Genomic DNA, 23,012 nt, shown 5'->3' with positions numbered 1-23,012 from the left:
CGTGGGCACTTGATGCTCCGCCCGGGGCCGGGACGTAGATTGGACGCATGCACCCGCACGAATTGACGCCCCGGCAGCTTGAGGCCGCGGAAGTCCCGGACAGGCTTCCCGAATTGGCCGACGCCGAGTTCACGGCGCTGGGCCGTCGCGCGCGCCGGGTCGAGGGGCTGCGCAAGTCGACCGGACGCGAGATCTACACGGACGACATCGTCCTGCCGGGGATGCTGCACGGGAAGATCCTCCGCTCCACCGAAGCGCACGCGCGCATCGTCTCGATCGACACCTCCGAGGCCGAGGCTCTCGAAGGCGTGCACGGCGTCATCACCGGACGGGACATGCCCCTGCCGTACGGGATCATCCCCTGGACCCGCGACGAGCACGCGCTCTGCGTCGACAAGGTGCGCTTCATCGGCGATGCCGTGGCGGCGGTGGCGGCGGTCGACGAGGATACGGCGAACGCGGCGCTCGAGCGGATTCACGTCGAGTACGAGCCCCTCCCCGTCTACCTCGCACCGGAGGAATCGCTGGCGCCCGAGGCCGCCGCCGAGCCCATCCACGCGGCGCGCAAGCCGGGGGCGAACGGCAACATCCTGAAGCACGTCCACCTCGAGTTCGGGGACGTGGACGCGCGGATGGCGGAAGCGGACGTCACCGTCGAGGGGGAGTACTTCTTCCACGGGACGACGCACACGCCGATCGAGCCCCACTGCGCGATCTCGCGACTCAACCCGGATGGCGTTCTCGAGGTGTGGTCCTCGACGCAGGTCCCGCACTACCTGCAGCGCGAACTCGCACGGGTGCTCGAGCACGACGTGGCGAAGCTGCGGGTCGTGCAGCCGGCCGTGGGCGGGGCCTTCGGCGGCAAGTCCGAGCCCTTCGACCTCGAATTCTGCGTGGCGCTCCTCGCGATGCGGACCGGCCGGCCGGTGAAGATCCTCTACACGCGCGAGGAACTGTTCTACTCGCACCGTGGCCGCCACCCGATGCACATGAAGTACCGGCTCGGCGCCTCGCGCGACGGGAAGCTGAGAGCGCTCGACGCGCACACGATCCTCGACGGCGGCGCTTACGCTTCGTTCGGTCTCGTGACGACGTACTACTCGGGACAGCTTCTCACCTCGCCCTGCCATATCGAGTCCTACCGCTTCGACTCGACTCGGGTCTACACGAACGTGTCCCCATGCGGCCCCAAGCGCGGCCACGGCTCGGTACAGCCCCGCTTCGCCTACGAGATCTCGCTCGACAAGATGGCCGAGAGGCTCGGTATCGATCCGTTCGAACTCCGCCGCCGCAACTTCATGGGCACGGGACGGACGGTGAACGAGTTCAAGGTCCAGTCGAACGGCTTCCTCGAGTGTCTGGAGGCTGTGGAGCGGGCCAGCGACTGGAAGAAGCGCTACCGGAGGCTGCCGAATGGACGCGGGCTGGGGATGGCCGCGTCCTCCTACATCTCCGGCACGAACTACCCGATCTACCCGAACGAGATGCCCCAGGCCGCGGTGCAGGTTCAGATCGAGCGCTCCGGCCGGGTGGCGATCCTGCACGGCGCCTCGGAGATCGGGCAGGGTTCCGATTCCACGATGGCCTACATCGCGTGCGAGGAACTCGGCGTCCCGCTCGAATACGTGCGCGTCTTCTCCGCCGACACCGACCTCACGCCGGTTGACCTGGGCGCGTACTCGTCGCGCGAGACGGTCATGGTGGGGAACGCCTGCCTCGAAGCCTGCCGCACGCTCCGCCGACAGGTCGCGGAGGCGGTCGCGGAACAGTGGGGCGTGCCGGCCGCGCGGGTGCGCCTGGCGCGCGGCTGGGCCTTCGACGTGGAGGCCCCGGAGGACGCCGACCGCCGCCTCCCGATCTCGGAGGCCTTCAACATCGCCGAGGCGAAGTTCGGCCTGCTCGGCGCCGTCGGCTCCTACGACACCCCAAAGGATGTCCACGGCGAGTATCGGGGCGGGACGATCGGCTCCTCCCCCGCGTATTCCTTCACCGCGCACGTGGCCGAAGTCGATGTGGAGCAGGACACCGGGGTCGTCGACGTGAAGAAAATCTGGGTCGCGCACGATTGCGGCCGGGCGCTCAACCCGGCGCTCGTTGAAGGCCAGATCGAGGGCTCCGCGTACATGGGCTTCGCGGAGGCGATCTTCGAGGAGCAGCTCTTCCGCGAGGGACCGGTGGAGGGTGGTCTGCACACGGCCCCCTCGCTCCTCGACTACCGGATCCCCACTTCCATGGACTGTCCGGAGTTCGAGGCGCTCATCGTCGAGTCGGTCGACCCGGAGGGCCCGTACGGCGCCAAGGAGGCGGGAGAGGGACCGCTCCACCCATCGCTTCCCGCGATCGCGAACGCGATCCATGACGCGGTCGGCGTGCGCATCGACGCGCTCCCCTTCACGCCCCAGCGCGTGTGGCGGGCCCTGCGCGCGCACGCCGCCGCCGCGAGCCGCGAGGACGTGGCCTGAACCCCTCGTGCATCCCACCGGAATGAGGCAGTCCGTCCGACAACTGGATGTCGCGACGCGGGGGAAGGGCCTTTACGAGATCACGCGCCCGGTCCTCGAGTGGGCGGCCGGCCTCGAGATCGAGACGGGCATGCTCACCGTTTACATCCGCCACACCTCGGCATCGCTCACGATCCAGGAGAACGCCGACCCCGACGTCCTTCACGACCTGGAGACGTTCTTCGCCCGGCTGGTCCCCGAGAACGATCCCCGCTACCGGCACACCATGGAAGGGCCGGATGACATGCCTGCGCACATCCGGTCGGCGCTGACCCAGACGCACCTGGCCATCCCGGTGCTTGACGGAGCGCCGGCTCTGGGGACCTGGCAGGGGATCTTCCTCTTCGAGCACCGGAGCCGCCCCCACCGGCGGACGGTCGTGCTGCACGCCCTCGGCGAATAGATGCGTAGAACGGGACGGATCGCGCGCAGGCCCGGCTTCCGGACGTTCGTGGTGCTCGCCGCCACCTGGGCCGCGGGGTGCGGCGATGGGGGCACGGAACCCACGCAGACGCATTCCCCGAGGGTCATCGGGGCGATTCCCGACTTCGAGCTTGCCGCCGGGGAGACGGCGATGGTGGAGGTGTCGGGCCTGTTCAGCGATGCGGACGGGGATGTCCTCTCCTTCGAGGTCAGGTCTTCGGCCCCCGACGTGGTCGCGGTCGAGGTGTCGGGCCACACCGTGCAGGTTGTCGCCGTCGCGCGCGGCACGGCTACCGTGACCGTCACGGCGCGAGATCCCGAAGGCCGGGCCGCCGCCCTCCGGTTCGAGGTCACCGTCCCGAACAAGGCACCCGTTACCGTCGGGGCGATCCCCGATCTCGAACTGCCCGTCGACGGTTCGGATTTGCTGGCCGTGTCGGAGTTCTTCGCCGATCCCGATGGCGACGTGCTACGCTATGAAGCAACGTCTTCGCATCCGGACGTGGCCACCGTCGACATCTCGGCGGACACCGTCACGGTAACCGCCTTCGCGACGGGTACTTCGACGGTGACCGTCACGGCGTGGGACCCCGGCGGGCTCGGTACCGAACTGTCGTTCGACGTGGAGGTCCGGCCGGACCGAAGCTTCGACATCGAGATTCGCTTCGACGCGATGGCCACCGAGCCTCGGCGCGCCGCGGTCCTCGAGGCGGCGGAGCTCTGGATGTCGGTGCTGGCCGACACGGAACTGCCCGACGTTCCGGTCGACGACCACATCGAATGTCACGGCGCGCGCACGACCGAGCCGTTGGGTACCATCGATGATCTGTTGATTCTTGTCGAGTTCCGGGACATCGACGGGCCGGGACGTACGCTCGCCCAGGCCGGCACGTGCCGTCTGCGTGACGGTTCGATGCTGCCGGTCGCCAGCGTGGCGTTCTTCGACGTGTCTGACTTTGACGACCTGATCGATTCCGGCGACGCGACGGAGCTCGCCGCGCACGAGATCGCGCACGCGTTGGGATTCGGCCTCCTGTGGCGCCCTCTCGGTCTCCTTCGGAATCCTGCCTTCGGGGTGGGGGCGATCGACGCCCATTTCGTCGGTCCCCTGGCCATCGCCGCCTTTGACGCGGCGGGCGGTGCGGACTACACGGGTGGGGCGAAGGTCCCCGTCGAGAACCTCGGCGGCGGCGGATCGGCGAACCTCCATTGGCGGGGATCCGTCCTCGACGGGGAACTCATGAGGCCGCTCAACCGGATCGGATCGCCGGAGACGTTCAGCGCGATCACGATCCAGTCGCTGGCCGATCTGGGGTACATGGTCGACGTGAGCCTGGCGGAGCCGTACACGCTCCCCGGCGTCGGCGCCGCGGACGAGAAACCCGGTCGCGTGGTCGACCTGGGGGACGACATTCTCACGGGCCCGGTAGAGGTCGTCGATGCGGACGGCCGCGTCGTGCGGGTGCTCGACAGGCGTTAGCCGCGGTAGATTCCGTCCGTTGACCGGACAAAGCGTAGATTCCTATGCTCAAACCGGCGAGCCACGGCAGCACCCGTCCGGTCGAGCCCATCGACCTCCATGGAGCAAGCACATGCTGCGTAGATTGCTGTTCGGATCCAGTCTCAGGATCATCGCCGTGATCATCGTCGGTACGGTTGCGGTCGCGGCACTCATGCTGTCGCTGGCCCCCGAGCCGGAGAGCCAGGAACCGCCTCCCCAGATCCCGTTTGCGCAAACCGCCCGTGTTACGGCCGGGTCGGGCGCGATACCGGTCTTCGGATCCGGCACCGTGCGTCCAAGCGAAGAGATCGATGTCGCGCCGCAGGTGGGCGGCAAGGTCGTCTGGGTGAGTCCGCGGTTCCAGAGTGGAGGGCGCGTGGAGGCCGGCCAGGCGCTCTTCCGCATCGAAGAAGCGGATTACCTGTACCGCGCACAGGAAGCGGAAGCCAACGTCGCCGCCAGCCGCGTCGTCTTCCTCCAGGAACAGGAACAGGCATCGATCGCCAGCGCCCAGTACGAACTGTACGCAGAGCGGCGGGGGGCGGGGGACCCGCCGTCCGAGGCGAGTCCGCTCACGCTGAGGGAGCCCCAGCTGGAAGCGGCCAGCGCCGCACTGAGCCGTGACGAGGCCCGGCTTGAGGAGGCGAAGCTTGCACTCTCGAGGACTCAGGTAACCGCGCCCTTCGATGGCTTCGTGCGCGAGGAATCCGTCGATCCAGGTCAGATCGTGAACCCCGGGCAGCCCGTCGGACGCCTCTTCGCGTCGGCGGCGGTGGAAGTCGTCGTTCCCCTCTCCGATGCCGACGCCGCCCTGGTCCCCGGTTTGTGGGGACTCGAGGCGGGTGACGGGGCACGGGACGTGACGGCTCGCGTGATCGCCCAGTACGGCGAGGCGACGTACGCCTGGGATGGCTACGTGGATCGGGGCGAGAGTTCCGTCGACGCGCAGACGCGCACCATCGATGTGATCGTGCGCGTGCCGGGTCCGTTCGAAGCAAGCCAGGAAGCGCAGTCCGGTGCCGTCGGGGGTGCCCCTCCGCTGCTGGTCGGCAAGTTCGTGGACGTGGAGATCGAGGGCCTGTCACCGCAGGACTACTTCCAGATCCCGCGAGCGGCGCTGCAGCCCGGCAACGAAGTCTGGACGGTGGAGAACGAGGGTGTCGTGAGCATCGTCCCGGTACAGGTGCTGCAACGCGCCAACGACGAGGCATTCGTCACCGGCGCCCTTCGAGGTGGCCAGGCCGTGATCACCGGCGGACTTCAGTTCGCCACCGAAGGGATGCGCGTCCAGACAGCGAGCGGCTCCTCGAGGTGAGACCCGCACCTTGAATCCGAACGACGCCACGCAGCGGGAGCGCTCCGGGCCGCCAATGGCCGCGGTCTGACCAGCGCGTTCTCCGCCGGGGTTTCCAACGCCTTGCCCTCGCGGCATGAATTAGTCGACTCGATCTCGCTGCATATCCACTCGGACAGGAAGCCAGGTCATGAAGATTCGGCGTGCCCGCCAAAGGACCGTGCTCCTCGTGATGGTCGTCGTGGCTTCGGCCACAGGGGCGGGAGCGCTCTCGGCTCAGGCGGGGCCTCCCGAACTGCCGGACTCTGCCCCCCTCTCCGTTCCCCGCTTCGAGATCGCACCGTCGCCGATCGAGCTCTCGGGTCCCGTGCGTCCCGGCGAATATCTGGGCGTGACGGGGCCTCGGTCCGCATGGCTCGGCGTGGAGACCGGCGAGGCGGAACTGTGGATCCATCCCCTCAAGGTCGGGAACCACTTCCGGCTCGGCTTCTCGACCCCGGCCTACGGCGCGCCGATACCGGGAAGCGCGGTCGCGCGCACCGTGCGGGTCCGGCCCGAGATCACGACTATCACCTACAGCCATGCGGCCTTTCAGGTGCGCCAGCACATCCTCGCTCCCGCCGACGTCCCCGGCCTCCTGCTCCTGCTCGAAGTGGACAGCCCGGAGCGGCTGGAGATCGTCGCGGAGTTCGAGCCCGTGCTGAACTACATGTGGCCGGGGTCGATCGGGGGGCAGTACGCCTACTGGGATGCCGAGCGACGAGTCTTCGTGCTGTCCGAGAGCCTGCAGGCGCAGAATGCCGTGGTGGGGTCTCCGTGGGCGGCGAATTCCGTCGAACACCCGGCCCACCAGTTGGGCGAAGCGCCGCGCACGATGGTCATTCCGGTCGACCCGGAGCGCGCACGGCGCGAGTTCATCCCGATCGCCGTGGCCGGCGGCACCGCGCCGAGGGAGGAGGTGTTCGAGAGCTACGAGCGGCTGATCTCCGAGGCGCGCTCGCTGTACGAGGAGAAGCGGGCCTGGGCCGACTCGGTGCTCGCGTCCACGGTCTCCATCGAGTCGCCGGACCCGCGGCTCGACCTGGCCCTCGAATGGGCGAAGGTCAACCTGGAAGAGCAGCGCGTCTGCAACCCGGACCTGGGCTGCGGGTTCGTCGCGGGTTGGGGCCTGTCGCGCAACGGCACCCGTCCCGGCTTTGGCTGGTTCTTCGGCGGAGACGCGGCGCAGACCATGTTCGCCATGGAGGCCCTCGGCCAGTGGGAGCTGGTCGCGGAAGAACTCGCCTTCCTCGCGAGGTACCAGCGTGAGGATGGCAAGATCACGCACGAGATCTCGCAGGCGGCCGGGCGGATCCCGTGGTTCGACGTCTACCCGTACGCGTACTACCATGCCGACACGACGCCCTACTGGATGGTCGCGCTCTACGAATACTGGCGGGCGAGCGGCGACGATGAACTGCTGCGAGAGCTGTGGCCGGCGTACCGGCGCGCGTGGGAATGGTGCCTCACCGCCGAGACGGACGGCGATGGTCTGCTGGAGAACTCGGTCGGCGGCCTGGCCGCGGTCGAGGTCGGTGGCCTGGGGGCAGCGCTCCACCAGGATATCTACCTGGCAGGGATTTGGGTCGCGGCGCTCGAGGGGACCGTGGCGCTGGCCGAGCGCGTGGGGGATGCCGAGATGGCGGATCGGGCGCGGGAGATCGCTCCCCGCGCCCGGGCGACATTGAACAACGCGTACTGGCTCGAAGACGCGGGACATCATGCGTTCGGGATCCTCGCCGATGGCAGCACGAACGACAACCTGACCGTATGGCCCGCCACCGCGGCCGCCTTCGGGTTGTTCGACGATGCGCGGGCCCGATCGACCCTGACCCGACTCGCGAGCGACCGCATCTCGTCGGACTGGGGGGCCCACATGCTCTCCACGGACAGCCCGCTCTACCATCCGCTCCAGTACAACATGGGTACCGTCTGGCCCTTCGTGACGGCGTACGTCTCGTGGGGGCAATACCGGTATCGGCGCCCATGGGCCGGATTCCACCTCATCGACGCGGTGAAGCGGATGACCTTCGACTGGAGCCTGGGACGCCACCCCGAACTGCTGTCGGGGACCTTCTACCAGCCCCTCGACCAGACGGTCCCGCACCAGTTTTTCGCGACCTCGGCGCTGGTGACCCCGCTCCTGCGCGGCGTCATCGGCTGGGAGCCCGATGCGCCCCTCGGCCGTGCCCGGCTCGCACCCCAGCTTCCACCGGACTGGCCCGAGGTGACCGTCCGACGGCTGCGGGCGGGTGCGACGACGACGGATGTAGAGATCCGTCAGCGCTGGACGGCCGAGGGCGGGGAGCGGCGGACGACGCTCAGGACTACGGGGCCGTCGCTGACGTTCGAGTTCGTGCCCGACGTGCCGGCGGGCGCGGAAGGTGTGTCCATTTTACTGAACGATGTCCAGACAAATCTTGAAGGGGACGGGAGTCTGGAGGTAGCCCTCGGCGAGGGGGCGCCGGAGGGGAGCCACGCGGAGATCGTCGTAACGTGGGAGGGCGGACTCGCGGTCGCGCCGCCGCGGATCGACCTGCAACCCGGCCAGCGAAGCTCCGGCCTGCGGATCCTGGACTTTGCGGCCGACGCGGACGGGTGGATCCTCTCCGTCGAGGGGACGGCGAGTCGCACCTACGATATCGATCTCTTCGGGACGCCGGTGGCCCCATCCGTCACGCGAGGCACCGCGCAGGTGGTGGATCGCGGAAACGGCGGTCTGCGGGTCGAGTTTGCCGACGATGACGGCCGCTCCGCAGCCACCATCCGCCTCGCCCCGAACCGCTGACGCTCAGCCGGGTTCAGCCGGCGCGGCTCCCACCGGCCCGACGCTTGCGGAAGGGAAGCCACAGGGCCAGGAAGAGCGCGATCGCCACGGGTTCGAGGAGGAGGATATACCAGGGCCATCCCGGAAAGACATCGAGGATCGTAGGCACCAACGGCTTCCCGATCACGTACAGATAGTTCGATGCAAGGAGCAGGTTTACCGGATAGATGACGACGGCGTAAAGGTTCAGGAGTCCGAAGGCGATCCACGGATCGCGCGCCGTCGGCCGATAGCCTTCCACCATCACTGCCCACACGCCGGCGATGACGACCGTCCCGTGCGATCCCACCGACTCGAAGAACGTGAAGTGCACGACGCCGAACTCGGCATCCGGGGTCAGGAGCGCCTGCACCGCCCCCGCCACCCCCAGGAAGTACATGAGGCGGAGAGCGCGGGGGTGCCGGGTCCACAGCCCGTAAATCGTCACCCACGCCATGGCGCTGCAAAGGTGCAACGGCAGGTCGTTCTGCACCGCCCAAAGCCCCGTCGCCGCCTTCCAGAAGTGTCTCGAAACGAGGAGGAGAAGAATCGCGAGGCCCAGCGCCAGGCGAAGGCGACGGCGACCCCGCTCATCGGCCGCCATGCCGGCGCGGATCAGACAGAGGCCCGCCACCAGCACGACGCCGATCGTCGCAAGATGGATCGGGCCGAAGAGATCGAACGGCACCCGCTCCGTCCCGAAGAACGGGCCCATGTCAGCCCGTCACCCGCTTCGTATCACCCGGGTGCGGCACCGGCTCAGGCCTCCGGGTCCGCGAGCGACGAGGTGGGGATTTCCGGTCCCTCGACGCGCCGTCCCTCCCGCAGCGTGACGTACGCCTCCATCCCGTAGTAGGCCGGGAGACCCAGTGTGGCCAACCGGTCCGCGGTACCCCGGTTTCGTTCGACGACTCGCTGCCAGAATTCGCGCGGATCGGGTCCGGGGAAGGGGGCGGAGTCCTTCTGCGACTCGTGCCGGAAGATCGCCTGTACCTTGCCCCGCACCTCACCCTCGGAGAGCGGCACGAGGACCGTGGCCTCGTCCAGACTCCACTCCTGCCACGCTCCGCGGTACAGCCAGAGCCAGGGCGGGTCGCCCCCGTAACGGGAGAGGGCCGCTTCGACCGTCTCGAGGCACATGCGGTGCGTGCCGTGCGGATCGGAAAGGTCGCCGGCGGCGAACACGATCGTCGGCCGCAACTCGTCGAGCAGTCGCGTGACGATCTCCACGTCCGCATCGGAAATCGGGTTCTTCCTCACCTTCCCCGTCTGATAGAACGGCTGGTTCAGAAAGCGGGCACTGTCGGCGGACATCCCGAGCGTCTCGATCGCGGCCGTGGCCTCGGTCTCACGGATGATCCGCTTCAGTTGCTGGACCACGTCCGGATCGACGTCCCCCGGCGCCTTGCGCGCCAGTCCGTCCTCGACGCCGCGCAGCACATCCTCGAGGGCGTCGGCCGCACCCAGATCGACCACTCTCGCCGCCCGCCGCAGGAAGTCCAGATACCGGCGTACTTCGTGGTCGAAGACGGCGATGTTCCCGGACGTCTGGTAGGCGACGGTCACATGGTTTCCGTTCTCGACCAGCTTCCGCAGCAGCCCTCCCATCGAGATCACGTCGTCATCCGGATGGGGCGAAAAGACGACGATGTTCTGGCCGCGCGGCAGTCGGCTCTTTCCCCGAATCTTGGAGATGAGCGCGTTGAACACCTGTCCGTTGAGCGGTTCCGCGGAGCCATGCCGAGAGGTGAGCGGGGCGAGGTGGTTCGCCCGGTAGTCGTCGGTCGCAAGGTGAAGGATCGACTTCTCGGTGCGCTCACTGAGCCAGATGACGGCCGCGGTTTCCCGGTCCGCGGTCCATTCCACATCGCCCACCAGCCAGGGTGTGCGAACGCGCGTGAGATCGGAGGCCGCGGCCGGATCGAGGTAGACTGTCGAGGCGGGGTGCTGCTGGAGGAAGGTGGCGGCGACATCAGCGTGGACATCTCCCTCCACAGCCCGGCGTACGATTCCGGCCTTGTGTTCTCCGGTCGCGAGCAGGACGACCTCCCGCGCCTCGAGGATCGTGGCCACCCCCATAGTGATGGCCTGGGGCGGCACGTTCTCCTCGCCGAAGAAATCGGAAGCGGCATCCCCCCGCGTGACGGTGTCGAGATAGAGCCGCCGGGTGCGTGAGTCGCGTTCGGACCCCGGCTCGTTGAAGCCGATGTGGCCGCTGCGTCCGATCCCCAGGATCTGGAAGTCGATCCCCCCCGCCTCGCGGATGCGGCGCTCGAAGTCGACGCAGTGCGCTTCGACCTCTTCCTCGGGCATATCTCCGCGGGGAATGTGCCGGTGTTCGGGCGGAACGTTCACATGGTCGAACAGGTGCTCGCGCATGTAGCGGTGGTAGCTGTGGAAGCTGCCGGGCCGCATCGGGAAGTACTCGTCGAGGTTGAAGGTGACCGCGTTGGAAAAATCGAGCCCTTCATCCCGGTGCAGCCGGATGAGTTCGCGGTACACGCCCACGGGCGTGGACCCTGTGGCGAGACCGAGAACCGCGTGGCGCCCGTTCCCGGCCCGCTCCCGGAGGAGGCTTGCGATGCGCTCGGCGACCTCGGACGCGATGCTGTCGTGGTCCGGCATGATCCGGACCGGGAGTCGCTCCCTTCGCGCGTGGGCCGCTTCGCTCATCTCGCTGCTAGGGAACCGGCTGCTCGGGCAGGAGGACGAAGTGGGCATACTGGTCGACGCGCAGGTAGCGGATCGCGGCCTGCTGCACCTGCTCCGCAGTCCAGCCCTCGATCCACTCGTAGCTCGGGATCCCGTTCAGGTCCCGTCCGGCGCGCTCGAAGGAAGCCAGCTGCGACAGCCAGTACCGGTTTTCCAGCAGGTTCGTCTCCTTCGTGCGCCGCTGCGTCTCGCGGACCTTGTCCACGGTCTCCGCGTCCGGCCCCTCCGCCTTCAGGCGCTCGATCTCCCCGAACACGGCGGCGGACAATTCCTCCGCCCGTTCCGGATCGGATCCGAAGGAGATGGTGAAGCGATACTCCTCATCCGGCCGGTAGCTCAGGGACCCGCTCACGCCCACGCCGTAGGTCCCGCCGAGGTCCTCCCGCAGCACTTCCCGCAGCTCGATGTCGAGGACATCCGCCATGGCCGAGATCGCGTTCGCTTCCTCGAGAGAGTACTCGGCGTCGCCCGCGAAGATGATCTGCGTCCTGCTCTGCGGCTCCAGACCCTTGTAGACCGTCGTTTCGATCGTTCCCGCCGGCGGATCGATTCCGAGATCCCGCCAGTTCTCCACGCGCCCGAGGTTCGGCAGCGCGCCGAGATACTGTTCCACGAGCGGTCGGATCGTCGCGAGATCGAAGGCACCCGTGAAGTAGAAGGTGAAGTCGCTCGCGTCCGCGAACCGGTCGCGGTAGAGGTCGTAGGCCGCGTCGAGGTCGGCTTCCTCGAGCATGCTATCGAGTTGCGACAGCCGCAGAACTCGCGGATGTCCCTGCGACATGGTGGTCGAGATCGTGTCGGACAACACGAAGTTCGGATTGGCCCCCACGTTCGCGAGCATCGCCATCTGCTGCGCCTTCAGCGCCTCGAACATCGTTTCGTCCCGGCGCGGCGCGGAGAAATAGAGGTAGATGAGCTGGAACGCCGTTTCCACGTCCTGCGGCGACGCCGATCCGCTCATCCCCTCCGAAAGCGAACCCACCGAAGGAACGACGCGAACCGCCTTGCCGGCCAGCTTCTTCCCCAGCGCGGTCTGATCGAACTCGCCGACGCCGGACTGGCTCACCACGCTCAGGGCGAACGAGGTCTTCCGGTACAGGTCATCAGGCACGAGTGACGTGCCCCCGGGGCTGGTAGCGGAGAAGAGGATCTCGTCGTCCTTGAAGTCGGTGGGCTTGAGGACGACCCGCACGCCGTTCTCCAGAGTCCAGATCGCGACGCCCACTTCGTCGAGCGCCTCCTCGGTTGCGACCGGGGAACCCTCGGGGACGATGGGCAGGAGCGGAGCGTCGGCCGCCTCGTCCTCGTAGGCCTCGATCTCCCGCCCGCCGACCGCCGCGAACGTGCCAAGCAGGTCCTCCTCGGCCGGAGTTTCGAGGCCCTCCTTCTCGGGCGCGCTGACGAGGACGACGCGTCCCTGCTCGGCGAGCCAGCCCTGGGCGATGCCGTTTGTTTCTTCGAGCGTGATCCCGGGCAGAAACGCGTCCACGAGTTCCATCTGCGTCTCGAGACTCGGGTAGGCGCTCCCCTGAAGAAATACCTGTATGTAGCGGTTCGCGAGCGCCGCCGACTCCTGATTCTCCCGCTCGGCCAGACGGCGTTCGTATCCCCGTCTCGTGTTGGTCTTTTCGCGCTCCAGTTCGGTCTCCGTGAACCCGTTCTGCACCACGCGCTCGGCCTCGGTGAGCAGAGTCTCGAGCCCGCGCTCGATCCCGTCCTCCGCGACGAGAGCGACGAGCTGGTACGCGTCCACTCCGCGTGCGAACTGGCCTTGGCCCGAAAATCCGAACATGAACGGCGGGTCGGCCTGGAGCCGGAGTTCGTCGAGCCGGGCGTTGAGCATGCCCGAGTAGAGTCCTTCGATGAGCCCGCGGCGGAAGTCGGCGATGGTGCCGCGCGGGGCGGGCGGCTGCTTGTACAACACGCCGACCTGGCTTCCCTGCGCCTCGGGATCCGTCGCGATCGTAACGAGCGGCGGGTGGTCGATGGGGATTTCCGCCGAGAAGCGGGTTCGCGGCTCGTCGGGTCCGGCCAACCCCCCGAACTGCTCGCGGATCGTCGCCTCGATCTCGCTGCCGTCGAAATCCCCTACCGCGACGATCGCCATCAGATCCGGCCGGTACCAGTCCTCGTAGAAGCTGCGCAGTAGCTCGGCGGGGGCCGTCTCGAGGATCTCCGGCTTCCCGATCGGGAGGCGCTCGGCGTAGAGCGATCCCTGGAAGATGACCGGGAACTGCTGATCCTGTATGCGCGCCTGCGCCCCGCGCCGGCCGCGCCACTCCTCGATCACGACGCCCCGCTCCTTGTCCACCTCTTCCGGATCGAAGAGCACGCCCTGCGCCCAGTCCTGGAGGATCTGGAACGCGGTGGCCAGCATCTCCGGGTCATCCATCGGCACCTGGAGCATGTACACCGTCTCGTCAAAGCTCGTGTACGCGTTGATGTCCGGGCCGAACTGCATGCCGATCGACTCCAGGTAGTCGACGAGCGCCTGCTTCTCGAAGTTTTCCGTCCCGTTGAAGGCCATGTGCTCGACGAAATGCGCCAGGCCGAGCTGGTCCTCGTCCTCGAGGATCGAGCCCGCATTGACGACGAGGCGCAACTCCGCGCGATTCTCCGGCTCGCTGTTTTCGTGTACGAAGTAGCGGAGGCCGTTGTCGAGCGTCCCCGTGACCACGGCCGGGTCCGGAGGAATCGGATCCGTCGGATTCGGGGCCTGCCCGGCCACATCCGTGGCGCAGAGAAACAGGACGGCCGTGGGGAAGAGGGCGAGTTTCGGCGGGCGGAACGTCTTCATCGGTTACTCTCGGCAGATGGGACGGCATCCAGCGGAAGCGGGAAAGATAGCCGACACTCGGGAGGCCGGCGAGCGATCAGGGCACTCCGACTTGCCCACGGGGCGGCCTCGATGGATCCTGACATCCGGGACAACTTGTGGAAGGGGAGGAACCCCCGGTGCTCAACTTCAGCACGACATGAGAAGGCGCAGCGTCGTCACGCTGGCGAAGGTAGTCGTCTGCATCCTCGGGACCGTCGGGGTCATTGCGGCCCTCGCCTGGTGGCAGGTCCAGCCATCGACCTCGACCGTGATTGACGAGGCGGAGGGCGTCGGCACGGCATCGGGTGCCCGGGCCGACTGGACCCCGGAGGACTGGACGCTCTTCGAGGAGAAGGTCCGCTTCGCGGCCGAGCGCGGACTCGCCGACGTGGAACTGGGCGAGGCCATCGTGCAGCTCGCCGAGACGTTCGTCGGCACGACGTACGAACCCGCCACGCTCGAAGTCATGGGACCCGAGCGTCTGGTGATCAACTTCCGCGAACTGGATTGCGTGACCCTGGTCGAGACGGTCCTCGCCCTGACGCGGTTCGTCCGCGAGCAGGGCGTCGAGTCGCTCGCCGATCCGCCTGCGGCGCGGGCCGCCTACGAGTCACACCTGACGGCGCTCCGGTATCGGGGAGGCCGGCTCGACGGGTACGCGAGCCGGCTCCACTACTTCTCGGAGTGGCTGTCGGACAACGAAGCCAAGGGACTGGTTCGCATCACGACCGGCGAACTGGAGCCCGCCGTCGATCCGGAGCCGGTGCGCTTCATGTCCGAGCATCCTGACGCGTACTGGCAGATGGCCGACGCCGGCGTGCGCGAAGCCATCGTTGCCATGGAGGCGCGGCTCGGGGGAGACACCGGCCGGGAGTACGTGCCGCAGGACCGGATCGCGGAGGTGGCCGGCGGGATCCGAGACGGCGACGTCATCGCGGCCACCTCGACCGTCGAAGGGCTGGATGTCGCCCACACCGGTCTCGCCGTGTGGCGGGACGGCGCCCTGCACCTCCTTCACGCCCCCCTGGTCGGCAGCTCCGTGGAGATCTCGGAGCGCCCACTTGCCGAGCGGATCCTCTCCATCGGCTCCCAGGACGGCATCATGGTCGCCCGCCCCGTCGAGCCGCCGCGCCCGTAGACACGGCAGCTCGCGGGCGGACTGCGGGTGGCGGCTAGTTGATCGTGTAGGTCATGCCGGCCTTGAGGCGCTGCCCCTTGGGGTCGTGCGTGAGGCCGTCGTAGGACCCTTCCTGATTGACCAGCGGCGGCGCCGTATCGAACAGGTTGAAGCCCGTCACGAAGGCGTCGATGCTGTCCGTCAGCTTCATCATCACCGTGGCGTCGAAGGTGCCGAAGGCGTCGATGACGCGGTGAGGATACGTCGGGTCGCCCGCGTTGAGGTCGTCCTCGTAGGATGAGATGTAGTTGACGTTGCCGATGATCGAATAGCGATCCGCGTGGTATCCCGCCGACGCGGACCACTTCCACTGTGGCAGGGGCCAGGCGAGCGGGTTGTTGCGATTCAGCGTCCCGACGCCCTCCGTCGCGCCCACCAGCTCCACGCCGCCGACCTCGAGCGCCTTGATGTCGTAGGTGCGTGTGTAGGTGCCGTCGATCCCGAGTGCAAGCTCCCCGCTCCCGAGCGTGCGCCGGGTCGACAGGCTCCAGTCGAAGCCCGACGTCTGCATGCCCGGCCAGTTGATCAGATCGATCCGGATGCGCTCAATGAGGGCCGCGTCACAGGTCCCCGTCCCCCATCCGTCCGGGCACTTCACGAACCCCTGAACCGCGGCGCGGCTGGCGCCCCCCTCGTGATAGAGCCGCGTGATGCTCGAATGGGGGATCACGTTGATCACGTCCTTGAAGTCGTAGCTCCAGTAATCGAAAGTCGCCTGCAGGCGGCTCGGATAGTGAAAGAAGATGAGCCCCACGTTGCCGGTCACCGCCCGTTCCGGGTCCAGATCGGTGCTTCCGAAGGTGTCCACCGCCTTGTAGACATCCACTTCCTGCACGTACTCGAGCGCCGTGATCTGGTCCGTGTTCACGTCATCCACGGACGGGACGCGGAACGTCGACTGGAGCGAGCCGCGAAGAGAAAGCTCGTGATTGTCCGAGTCGGTCAGGTTCAGCCGAAGTGAGACCTTTGGGTCGAAGCTGCTCGCCACGTCGTGGAACTCGTAGTTGGCGGCGAACTGCAGATCGAGCCGGTCCCCGAGATTGAGCGGGATCTCGCCGTAGAAGCGATGCACGGTCTGCCCGTCCTCGTACGGGAAGTACCCGGTCGTGAACGTGAACGGCCCCGCCTGCTCGAGGCAGGTGCGATCCCCCGGCACCTGGCAAGGGTTGAGCGCCTGGTTGCCGGCGTCGTTGGGCGTTCCCGTCACGTCGAAGCGGCGGAACTGATACCCGAGCGCGTAGCCGAGCGCCTCCGTGAACTGGCCCGTGAAGGTGGCCTCCGCCACGAACAGGTCGGCGGTGTTGAAGAGATCGACTTCCTCGTTGATCCAGCCGAGCAACTCGGGGGAGTTGGCCGCACCGGCCACGTATCCGGGGTTGTTGGCGTTGGTGTACTGCGTCCCCGGCTGCTCGGCGCGCTGGATCGCGTTGCTGAACGGGTTGTAGAACATGCAGTCGCCCTGCCCGGCCACGGCGCCGCCGGTGGAACCGAGCGACATGCCTGCCGGCGAAGTCGGGTCAACGACCACATCGACGCCGCAGTTCGGGCCTCCGAAGCCGCGGTAGGCGAGGTATTTGCGGTAGGCGTACTCCGCCGGCTGGTTCACGTTGCCGGAGGCACGCGAGTAGCTGACGGAGATGTCCAGGTGGCCCTCCGTCTCCTCGAAGTGCCGGTCGATCGATGCCGCGATCCTCTGGGTGCGCGACGACCGGTGCAGCGTACGCCCCGGCCCGCTGTTGCCCACCATCCGTCCGTAGAAGTACCAGTCGTCCTGCAGGCAGTCGGCGGCGGAAGCGAACCCGGCGTGCCCCGCGTTGGCCGCGCAAAACGCCTGCCGGCCCGGGTTTTCCGGTACGACGAGCTGAAGACCGTCGTAAAGGGAGATCGGGGGGAACGAGGGCGTGGTCCGCCAGTCCGGGATCGTGGCCTCGGACCACAGGCCCTCGAGGTGGAACGTCGTGCTTGCGCCCAGTTCGCCGTTGATCTCGCCGAAGGCCCGAACGTGATTCTGTTTGTCGATCAGGTTGTCGTACGGCTGGTAGCGGAACCGGCACGTGACGCCCTCGTTCACTCCGCCGAAGTTCTCGCACTCGGGATCCACGAACAGATTGGGGTTGGCGCCGAACTGCGAGCCGATGAGCGCGCTCACGAACTCACCGGGCGTCTCGTTCCCGGTCAGGCTCGGCATGAGGAAGGCCCCGGGGTTCCCGTAGTATGACCAGCCCCCGCCGCCGGGCCCCGGGTACGGTCGCAGCCCCCAGTCTCGCTCCTCGGGCATGAGTTCCTGCCGCGCCGCCCACTCTGCGGCGAGGACCACGTTGGCGGAACCCAGGCGCCCTCCCCAGATCGCGCCCGCGTTCGAGTCCCCGGCCCCGCTGAAGTAATCGTGCGCGGCGGTGACCTCGAAGCCCTCGAAGTCCTGCCGGGTAACGAAGTTCGCCACGCCGGCCACGGCGTCGGATCCGTAGATCGCCGACGCCCCCTCCTTCAGTACCTCAATGCGGTCGAGTGCGATGCTCGGAAACGCGTTCACGTCCACGAAGCGGCCGCCGGGGAGCCGGGACGGTGTGTACACCTGTCGGCGTCCGTTGAGCAGCACGAGCGTTCGCGAAGCTCCCAGCCCCCGCAGGTTGACGCTGGCCACCGTCTCGGGGACGAGCGTCCCGCTGCGGTTGTACCAGCTGCTCCGTTCCCCCAGCGACCCGTGGTTCGCCCCCAGTCGCTTGAAGAAGTCGACCACCAGCGGCGACCCTTCCTCCTGAAGCGACTCCCGGGTCGAGACGTCCACTGCGTAGGGAAGACTGATCGACGGGGCCGCGAAGTGTGTTCCCGTCACGACCGCCGTCAACTCCTCGAGCGTCACCGTCCGCAGGGAGACGAGTTCTACGTCGAGCAAGGTCCGGTCGCCGGCCGTAACCGCGACACCCGCCCGCGTCTCGATCGCGAAGCCAGGGTAAACGAACCGCAGCGAGTACGTCCCCGCCGGCAGTCCGGTCAGCGAGTAGACGCCCTGCTGCGAACTGAGTGCCGTACGTGACTCATCGCCGAGTGCCGGACCCGTCGCCGTCACGCTCACCGTCGGCAGGGCGAGGCCAGCCTCGCCGGTGATGGTGCCGCTGATTGCCCCATCCTGCGCGAGGGCCGCGGACGGCCACGCGAGGGCGAGCAGCGCGATGAAGCGCGCACTTGATGTTCTAAGCATGGTCGCACCGTTGGTCATGAGGTCTCCGGAAAGCCGTCCGGGGGACGGCGGTGTTGGGTCGCCCGCTCGTATCCGTACGCGAGTCGAAAGAGAAGCCCTTCGTCGTAGGGGCGCGCGAGAATCTGCAGTCCTGCCGGGAGCGCCCCGTACGTGAACCCCATCGGTATCGTGATCGCCGGCATCCCGGTTGCGGGTGCCACGCGCTGGCTGTTGTCGCCGCAGTATTCCTCGTCTCCCCTGTCGATATGCGCGGGCACGCAGAGCCACGAGGGATAGATGACCGCGTCCACCCCTTCGATGTCCATCGCCGCCACGAGGTTGGCCAGGTAGGCCTGACGACCTTCGTTCTTCGCGTAGTCCGTCCGGGCAGGGTTCGTCCCAGCCGGAGGGGTGAACGTCGAGCGGTGCGCCCTCGTTCCGGCGCAACGATCCCTGGGCGTAGTCCGAATACCGTCCGTCCTCGAGCACCTCCAGGACGTCGGTCATCGGCGCCGCCGGGCCCAGCGACCGCAGGTAGACCCACATGTCGTAACGGAACCGGCGGCAGAACATCCCCTCCCGCTGGAGTTCCGCCTCGACATCGAACTCGAAGGGGTCGACGATCTCGGCCCCGAGCGTTGTCAGGTCGTCGATCGCCGCCTCGAAGAGCGCGAGAATCTCCCCGTCGGTCTCCTCCGGATCCACGAGGGAGCGCAGCACGCCGATCCTCGCGCCCCGCACTCCATCGGCGTCCAGGAAGGCCGTGTAATCGTCTTCCGCGCGGCCACGTCCCGCTTCCGTGTAGGGATCCGCCGGATCGTAGCCGGCGACGACGTTGAACACCCGCGCGACATCCTCAACCGTCCGCCCCATGGGCCCCGCGATATCGCGGTCGAAGGAGAGGGGGATGACGCCGTCGCGGCTGGTCAAACCGATGGTCGAGCGGATCCCGACCAGGGCGAGGTGGGAGCTGGGTCCACGGATCGAGTTGCCGGTGTCGCTGCCCAGCCCGATGAGGCCGAACGACGCCGCGACCCCCGAGGCCGTTCCACCGCTGGATCCGGCCGGGACACGGTCCAGCGCGTAGGCGTTGCGCGTGGTGTCGAAGGAGGAACTGACGGACTGACGCGGGCTGAAGGCCCATTCCGCCATGTTGGTCTTGGCGATGACGATCGCGCCGGCCTCGCGGATCCTGCGCACCATGAAGGCGTCGTCGGGTGGGAGGTTGTCCGCGAGCGCGATCGACCCCCCGGTCGTGACCATGTCGTGCGTGTCGAAGTTGTCCTTGACGAGCATCGGGACGCAGAACAGCGGTCCCGTCTCCTCGCCGGCGCCCAGCGACGCGTCGAGCTCGTCCCCCCGCTCCAGCGCCCGCGGGTTGAGCACCGTGATCGCGTTGATCGCGTCTTCGTAGGCCGCGATGCGGGCGAGATGCCGCTCCACGACCTCGCGGCAGGTCGTTGTCCCGTCGCGGATCGCCGCCTGCACCCCGTCGATCGTCGCCTCCACGACCTCGAAGGCCGTGCCGGACTCGGAATCGGGTTCGGGATTGCACGCGGTCCACCCCATCGCCAGCGTAGCGGACAGTAACGCCGGGATCGGGAGGTGCTTCCGGTGGACGCCGTCCGCTGTCCGCGGACGCAAGGGCGTCCCGGGTGCGTTGCTCCTCGGTCGCATGCACCTAAACTTGTCGACTTGGGGCAATATGCCAAGCGTCGAGACCCTAGAGGTGTCACTCATGAAGAAGAGACTCGAGACCGCCCGCCTCACTCGTCGAGACTTTGTACGGGCCGCAAGTGTGGGACCCGCCGCCGCTTGGCTCGCCGCCTGCGACCGCGCGGGAGACGCCGGATCATCGGCCGAAGCGGGAGCGGCGGTGGCCGCCGGTACGGAGGCTGAGCCGCCAAGGTGGGCGAAGGACCCCGCGCCCTTCATCCAGCGCGTCACGAACCTGGAGACCCGACTCGAACTTCTCGACGGATTCATCACGCCGAATGAGCTGTTCTTCGTCCGCAACCACTCCCCCACGCCTATGATCGATCCGGCCAGCTACTCGCTTCGAGTCGAGGGGGACGGCGCCGAGACCGAGTTGCGGCTCGATCTGTCCACCCTCGAGTCTCTGCCCCAGCACACGATCACCGCTTATCTCGAATGCGCCGGCAACTGGCGGGGTCTGTATCCGGAACTCACGGGGACACGCGCGAGCGGTGGGCAGTGGACCACCGGGGCGGTCGGGTGCGCGGAGTGGTCGGGCCCGTCGCTGGGCACGATCCTCGATCTGGCCGGCGTGCGGCCGGAAACAGTCGACGTGAACCTCGTGGGGCTGGACGGCTCCGGATTCGAGCGCGCCATGCCGCTGGCGAAGGCGCGGGATCCCGACACCATCATCGCGCTGCGCATGAACGGCGAGCCGCTCCCGGCCGATCACGGATTCCCGGCACGATCCGTCGTCCCGGGGTGGTCGGGGTCCAACAGCATCAAGTGGCTGGGGAGCATCCAGATCTCCACCGAGAAGGTGTGGAACCGGAACAACACGTCGTCCTACGTCCTCATCGGCGACGATTGGCCGGAGGCGGACTACGCGCCCGCTCAGGGGGGGGCGATTAACGAACTCGTGGTGAAGAGCGCGCTCGCCCTGCCGAGGCCCGCGCAAGTGGCCTCCGGATCACACCGCCTTCATGGCTTCGCACACGCCCCGGCGGGACCCGTGTCTGCCGTCGAGTGGAGTCCGGACGGAGGAGCGACCTGGCTCGAGGCCGAGATCGTGGACCCGGTTCTGCCGCTGGCCTGGCAGCGCTTCGAGTTCGAGTGGGATGCGACGCCGGGAGGGCACACGCTCGTCACGCGCGCCACCGATGCGGCGGGGAACACACAGCCGGATGAGCCTCTGATGAACGACAAGGGCTACCTGCTGAACGTTCCGCTCCCGCACCCCGTGCAGGTGGAGTAGACCCGCGTGCTGTACCGGGTGCTCGCGGACCTCGTCCTCGTCACCCACTTCGTCTTCATCGCCTTCGTCGTGGCCGGCGGGTTCGCGGCGCTCCGCTGGCCGAAGCTCGCGTGGGCGCACGTCCCCTGCTTCGTGTGGGGGGCGCTGATCGAGTTCGCGGGCTGGATCTGCCCGCTCACGCCCCTGGAGGTCAGGCTCCGGATCGCGAGCGGCCAGGCGGGCTACTCCGGAGGGTTCATCGAGCGCTACCTGCTCCCGGTCATCTATCCCGGCGCGTTGACCCGGGAGATCCAGATCTGGCTCGGCGTGTCGGTCCTCGCGCTGAACGTGCTGGCGTACGCGTGGCTCGTCCGACGGCTGCGCCGGCGCGCCCGGAGCGGTCGCTGACACCCACCTTCGCCCGCCCCCCGAGGCGGGGGAGCGAGCGAGGGGGCTTTGGGGGTCAGTCGATCAGAATCGACCGGGTCAGCTGTCCGTTGCTCTCCCAGTAGGTCCGCTTGTTCACGAGCATCGGGTCGTCCGCTGCCGGCTGGACGTTCCCGTCCGCGTCGATCGCCCTCGAGACGATCCTGTGTCTCCCGGGTGTGGCGTCCCAGTCGATGTGCCAGAACGCCCACGTGTGGGGATCCCCCTGCCCTTCGCCGAGCGTCGCCGCCCGCCAGGGCCCCTCGTCCACGCGGACCTCGACGGCGGCGATGTCCGCGCCCCACGCGGCTCCGTGGATCGCATGGCCGTCGCCGTTCCTGACCACCTTCGCGGGGACGGAGTTGATGTTCGCGCGCCCCACCGAGGTCTCCGTCCACACGGTCGCGCCGTCGCGCTCCTCCGCCCGCAGCGTGACGTAGTCGCGGGCCATGAACTTGCCCATGAAGCGCCGGTCGCGGAGTTCGATCCGCGTCAGCCACTTCACGTTCGCGATGCCGTACCAGCCGGGCGCGATGATGCGCAGCGGGAAGCCGTGCGCGTTCGGCAGCGGCTCGCCGTTGACCTCCCACGCGAGGATGACGCCGGGGTCCATCGCGTCCTCGAGCGACAGGCTCCGCGCGAAGTTCTGTGTCACCGTGTTGCCCCGAATCTCCTCCTCGCCCTCGTCGGCGCCGAAGAAGACGACCTCGATCCCTTCCTCCTGAACGCCCGCCTCCGTGAGCACATCGGCAAGCCGGACCCCCGCCCAGCGCGCGTTGTGAACGGCGCCGATGAAGGAGGGGCGGCCACGGTTACCGGAGCACTCGAGCGTGAACACGACCTCCTGGCGGGGTCGCGCCCTCAGTTCGGAGAGACTGAACGTCCCCGGCCGGTCCACGAGCCCGCCGATCTCGAGATTCCAGTCGCTCTCGGCGATGACCGGCGATCCGTAATGCCCGACGCGGAACATCTGATCGGTCGGCGTGATCCAGGAGTCCACTTCCTCCCAGTCCAGGACGTTGACGCGCTCCCTCGTGCCGGGATGCGGACGCTCGACCCACGGGATGACGGCCTCCTGCTCGAAGCCGGCGAGCCAGCCGCGGAAGATGTCCGTCGGCAGGATCGCAAGACCGGCCGCCGCGGCGCCGCCCTGGATCAGCACTTGTCGTCGGGGAATCGGGTTTCGCTGGCTCATCATGTCAGGC

General features: G+C 67.9%; 13 protein-coding genes. 8 read left to right on the top strand and 5 right to left on the bottom strand.

Annotation, left to right across the window (positions count from 1 at the left end; all coding sequences use genetic code 11):
- The first annotated feature begins 47 nt into the window (after positions 1-47).
- The 5 genes from ACOOGH_RS13370 (at position 48) to ACOOGH_RS13350 (ending at position 8,546) form a co-directional block, all read left to right on the top strand.
- Entirely contained in the window at positions 48-2,462 is a 2,415-nt protein-coding gene (locus tag ACOOGH_RS13370) for a xanthine dehydrogenase family protein molybdopterin-binding subunit (protein WP_420449382.1), read from the top strand.
- Positions 2,463-2,484: 22 nt separating this feature from the next.
- Positions 2,485-2,904, top strand: coding sequence for a secondary thiamine-phosphate synthase enzyme YjbQ (locus ACOOGH_RS13365; protein WP_420449381.1), 420 nt, complete (start codon positions 2,485-2,487; stop codon positions 2,902-2,904).
- Positions 2,905-4,404 (top strand): Ig-like domain-containing protein, encoded by a 1,500-nt coding sequence (locus ACOOGH_RS13360; RefSeq protein ID WP_420449380.1) that lies wholly within the window; start codon positions 2,905-2,907, stop codon positions 4,402-4,404.
- Between the two features lie 112 nt (positions 4,405-4,516).
- A complete protein-coding gene (locus tag ACOOGH_RS13355; protein WP_420449379.1) occupies positions 4,517-5,740 on the top strand; it encodes an efflux RND transporter periplasmic adaptor subunit in 1,224 nt (407 codons plus the stop codon).
- A gap of 169 nt (positions 5,741-5,909) precedes the next feature.
- Positions 5,910-8,546 carry an amylo-alpha-1,6-glucosidase gene (locus ACOOGH_RS13350; protein ID WP_420449378.1) on the top strand — a complete coding sequence of 879 codons (2,637 nt, stop codon included), beginning with the start codon at positions 5,910-5,912 and terminating at the stop codon, positions 8,544-8,546.
- Positions 8,547-8,559: 13 nt separating this feature from the next.
- Here the strand turns inward: ACOOGH_RS13350 and ACOOGH_RS13345 are convergent, their stop codons facing one another.
- Genes ACOOGH_RS13345 through ACOOGH_RS13335 form a run of 3 tightly spaced genes read right to left on the bottom strand, consistent with a single transcriptional unit; the run spans position 8,560 to position 14,073 of the window.
- On the bottom strand, positions 8,560-9,279 hold the full coding sequence (locus ACOOGH_RS13345; RefSeq protein ID WP_420449377.1) for a TIGR02206 family membrane protein: 720 nt from the start codon (positions 9,277-9,279) through the stop codon (positions 8,560-8,562).
- A gap of 44 nt (positions 9,280-9,323) precedes the next feature.
- A complete protein-coding gene (nagB, locus tag ACOOGH_RS13340; RefSeq protein WP_420449376.1) occupies positions 9,324-11,237 on the bottom strand; it encodes a glucosamine-6-phosphate deaminase in 1,914 nt (637 codons plus the stop codon).
- 7 nt (positions 11,238-11,244) lie between these two features.
- Positions 11,245-14,073, bottom strand: coding sequence for a M16 family metallopeptidase (locus ACOOGH_RS13335; protein WP_420449375.1), 2,829 nt, complete (start codon positions 14,071-14,073; stop codon positions 11,245-11,247).
- 178 nt (positions 14,074-14,251) lie between these two features.
- Here ACOOGH_RS13335 and ACOOGH_RS13330 point away from each other — a divergent pair, with 178 nt between their 5' ends.
- A complete protein-coding gene (locus tag ACOOGH_RS13330) occupies positions 14,252-15,232 on the top strand; it encodes an N-acetylmuramoyl-L-alanine amidase-like domain-containing protein (protein ID WP_420449374.1) in 981 nt (326 codons plus the stop codon).
- A gap of 34 nt (positions 15,233-15,266) precedes the next feature.
- Here ACOOGH_RS13330 and ACOOGH_RS13325 read toward each other — a convergent pair whose 3' ends face one another.
- Entirely contained in the window at positions 15,267-20,096 is a 4,830-nt protein-coding gene (locus tag ACOOGH_RS13325; RefSeq protein ID WP_420449373.1) for an amidase family protein, read from the bottom strand.
- Positions 20,097-20,190: 94 nt separating this feature from the next.
- Between ACOOGH_RS13325 and ACOOGH_RS13320 the strand changes: the two genes are divergently transcribed.
- A complete protein-coding gene (locus ACOOGH_RS13320; protein ID WP_420449372.1) occupies positions 20,191-21,402 on the top strand; it encodes a sulfite oxidase in 1,212 nt (403 codons plus the stop codon).
- 9 nt (positions 21,403-21,411) lie between these two features.
- Positions 21,412-21,789 carry a DUF2784 domain-containing protein gene (locus ACOOGH_RS13315; protein WP_420450129.1) on the top strand — a complete coding sequence of 126 codons (378 nt, stop codon included), beginning with the start codon at positions 21,412-21,414 and terminating at the stop codon, positions 21,787-21,789.
- 55 nt (positions 21,790-21,844) lie between these two features.
- Here ACOOGH_RS13315 and ACOOGH_RS13310 read toward each other — a convergent pair whose 3' ends face one another.
- Positions 21,845-23,005, bottom strand: a complete 1,161-nt coding sequence (locus tag ACOOGH_RS13310; RefSeq protein WP_420449371.1) for a sulfite oxidase — start codon at positions 23,003-23,005, stop codon at positions 21,845-21,847.
- Between the last annotated feature and the right edge of the window lie 7 nt (positions 23,006-23,012).

This window comes from Candidatus Palauibacter sp. (assembly GCF_965213655.1).
Classification (GTDB): domain Bacteria; phylum Gemmatimonadota; class Gemmatimonadetes; order Palauibacterales; family Palauibacteraceae; genus Palauibacter.
This window is presented reverse-complemented; position numbering and strand designations above follow the sequence as displayed.

Coding starts and splice junctions, on each gene's coding strand:
- ACOOGH_RS13370 (WP_420449382.1), top strand. CDS start 48: ATGCACCCGCACGAATTGACGCCCCGGCAGCTTGAGGCCGCGGAAGTC.
- ACOOGH_RS13365 (WP_420449381.1), top strand. CDS start 2,485: ATGAGGCAGTCCGTCCGACAACTGGATGTCGCGACGCGGGGGAAGGGC.
- ACOOGH_RS13360 (WP_420449380.1), top strand. CDS start 2,905: ATGCGTAGAACGGGACGGATCGCGCGCAGGCCCGGCTTCCGGACGTTC.
- ACOOGH_RS13355 (WP_420449379.1), top strand. CDS start 4,517: ATGCTGCGTAGATTGCTGTTCGGATCCAGTCTCAGGATCATCGCCGTG.
- ACOOGH_RS13350 (WP_420449378.1), top strand. CDS start 5,910: ATGAAGATTCGGCGTGCCCGCCAAAGGACCGTGCTCCTCGTGATGGTC.
- ACOOGH_RS13345 (WP_420449377.1), bottom strand. CDS start 9,279: ATGGGCCCGTTCTTCGGGACGGAGCGGGTGCCGTTCGATCTCTTCGGC.
- nagB (WP_420449376.1), bottom strand. CDS start 11,237: ATGAGCGAAGCGGCCCACGCGCGAAGGGAGCGACTCCCGGTCCGGATC.
- ACOOGH_RS13335 (WP_420449375.1), bottom strand. CDS start 14,073: ATGAAGACGTTCCGCCCGCCGAAACTCGCCCTCTTCCCCACGGCCGTC.
- ACOOGH_RS13330 (WP_420449374.1), top strand. CDS start 14,252: ATGAGAAGGCGCAGCGTCGTCACGCTGGCGAAGGTAGTCGTCTGCATC.
- ACOOGH_RS13320 (WP_420449372.1), top strand. CDS start 20,191: ATGAAGAAGAGACTCGAGACCGCCCGCCTCACTCGTCGAGACTTTGTA.
- ACOOGH_RS13310 (WP_420449371.1), bottom strand. CDS start 23,005: ATGATGAGCCAGCGAAACCCGATTCCCCGACGACAAGTGCTGATCCAG.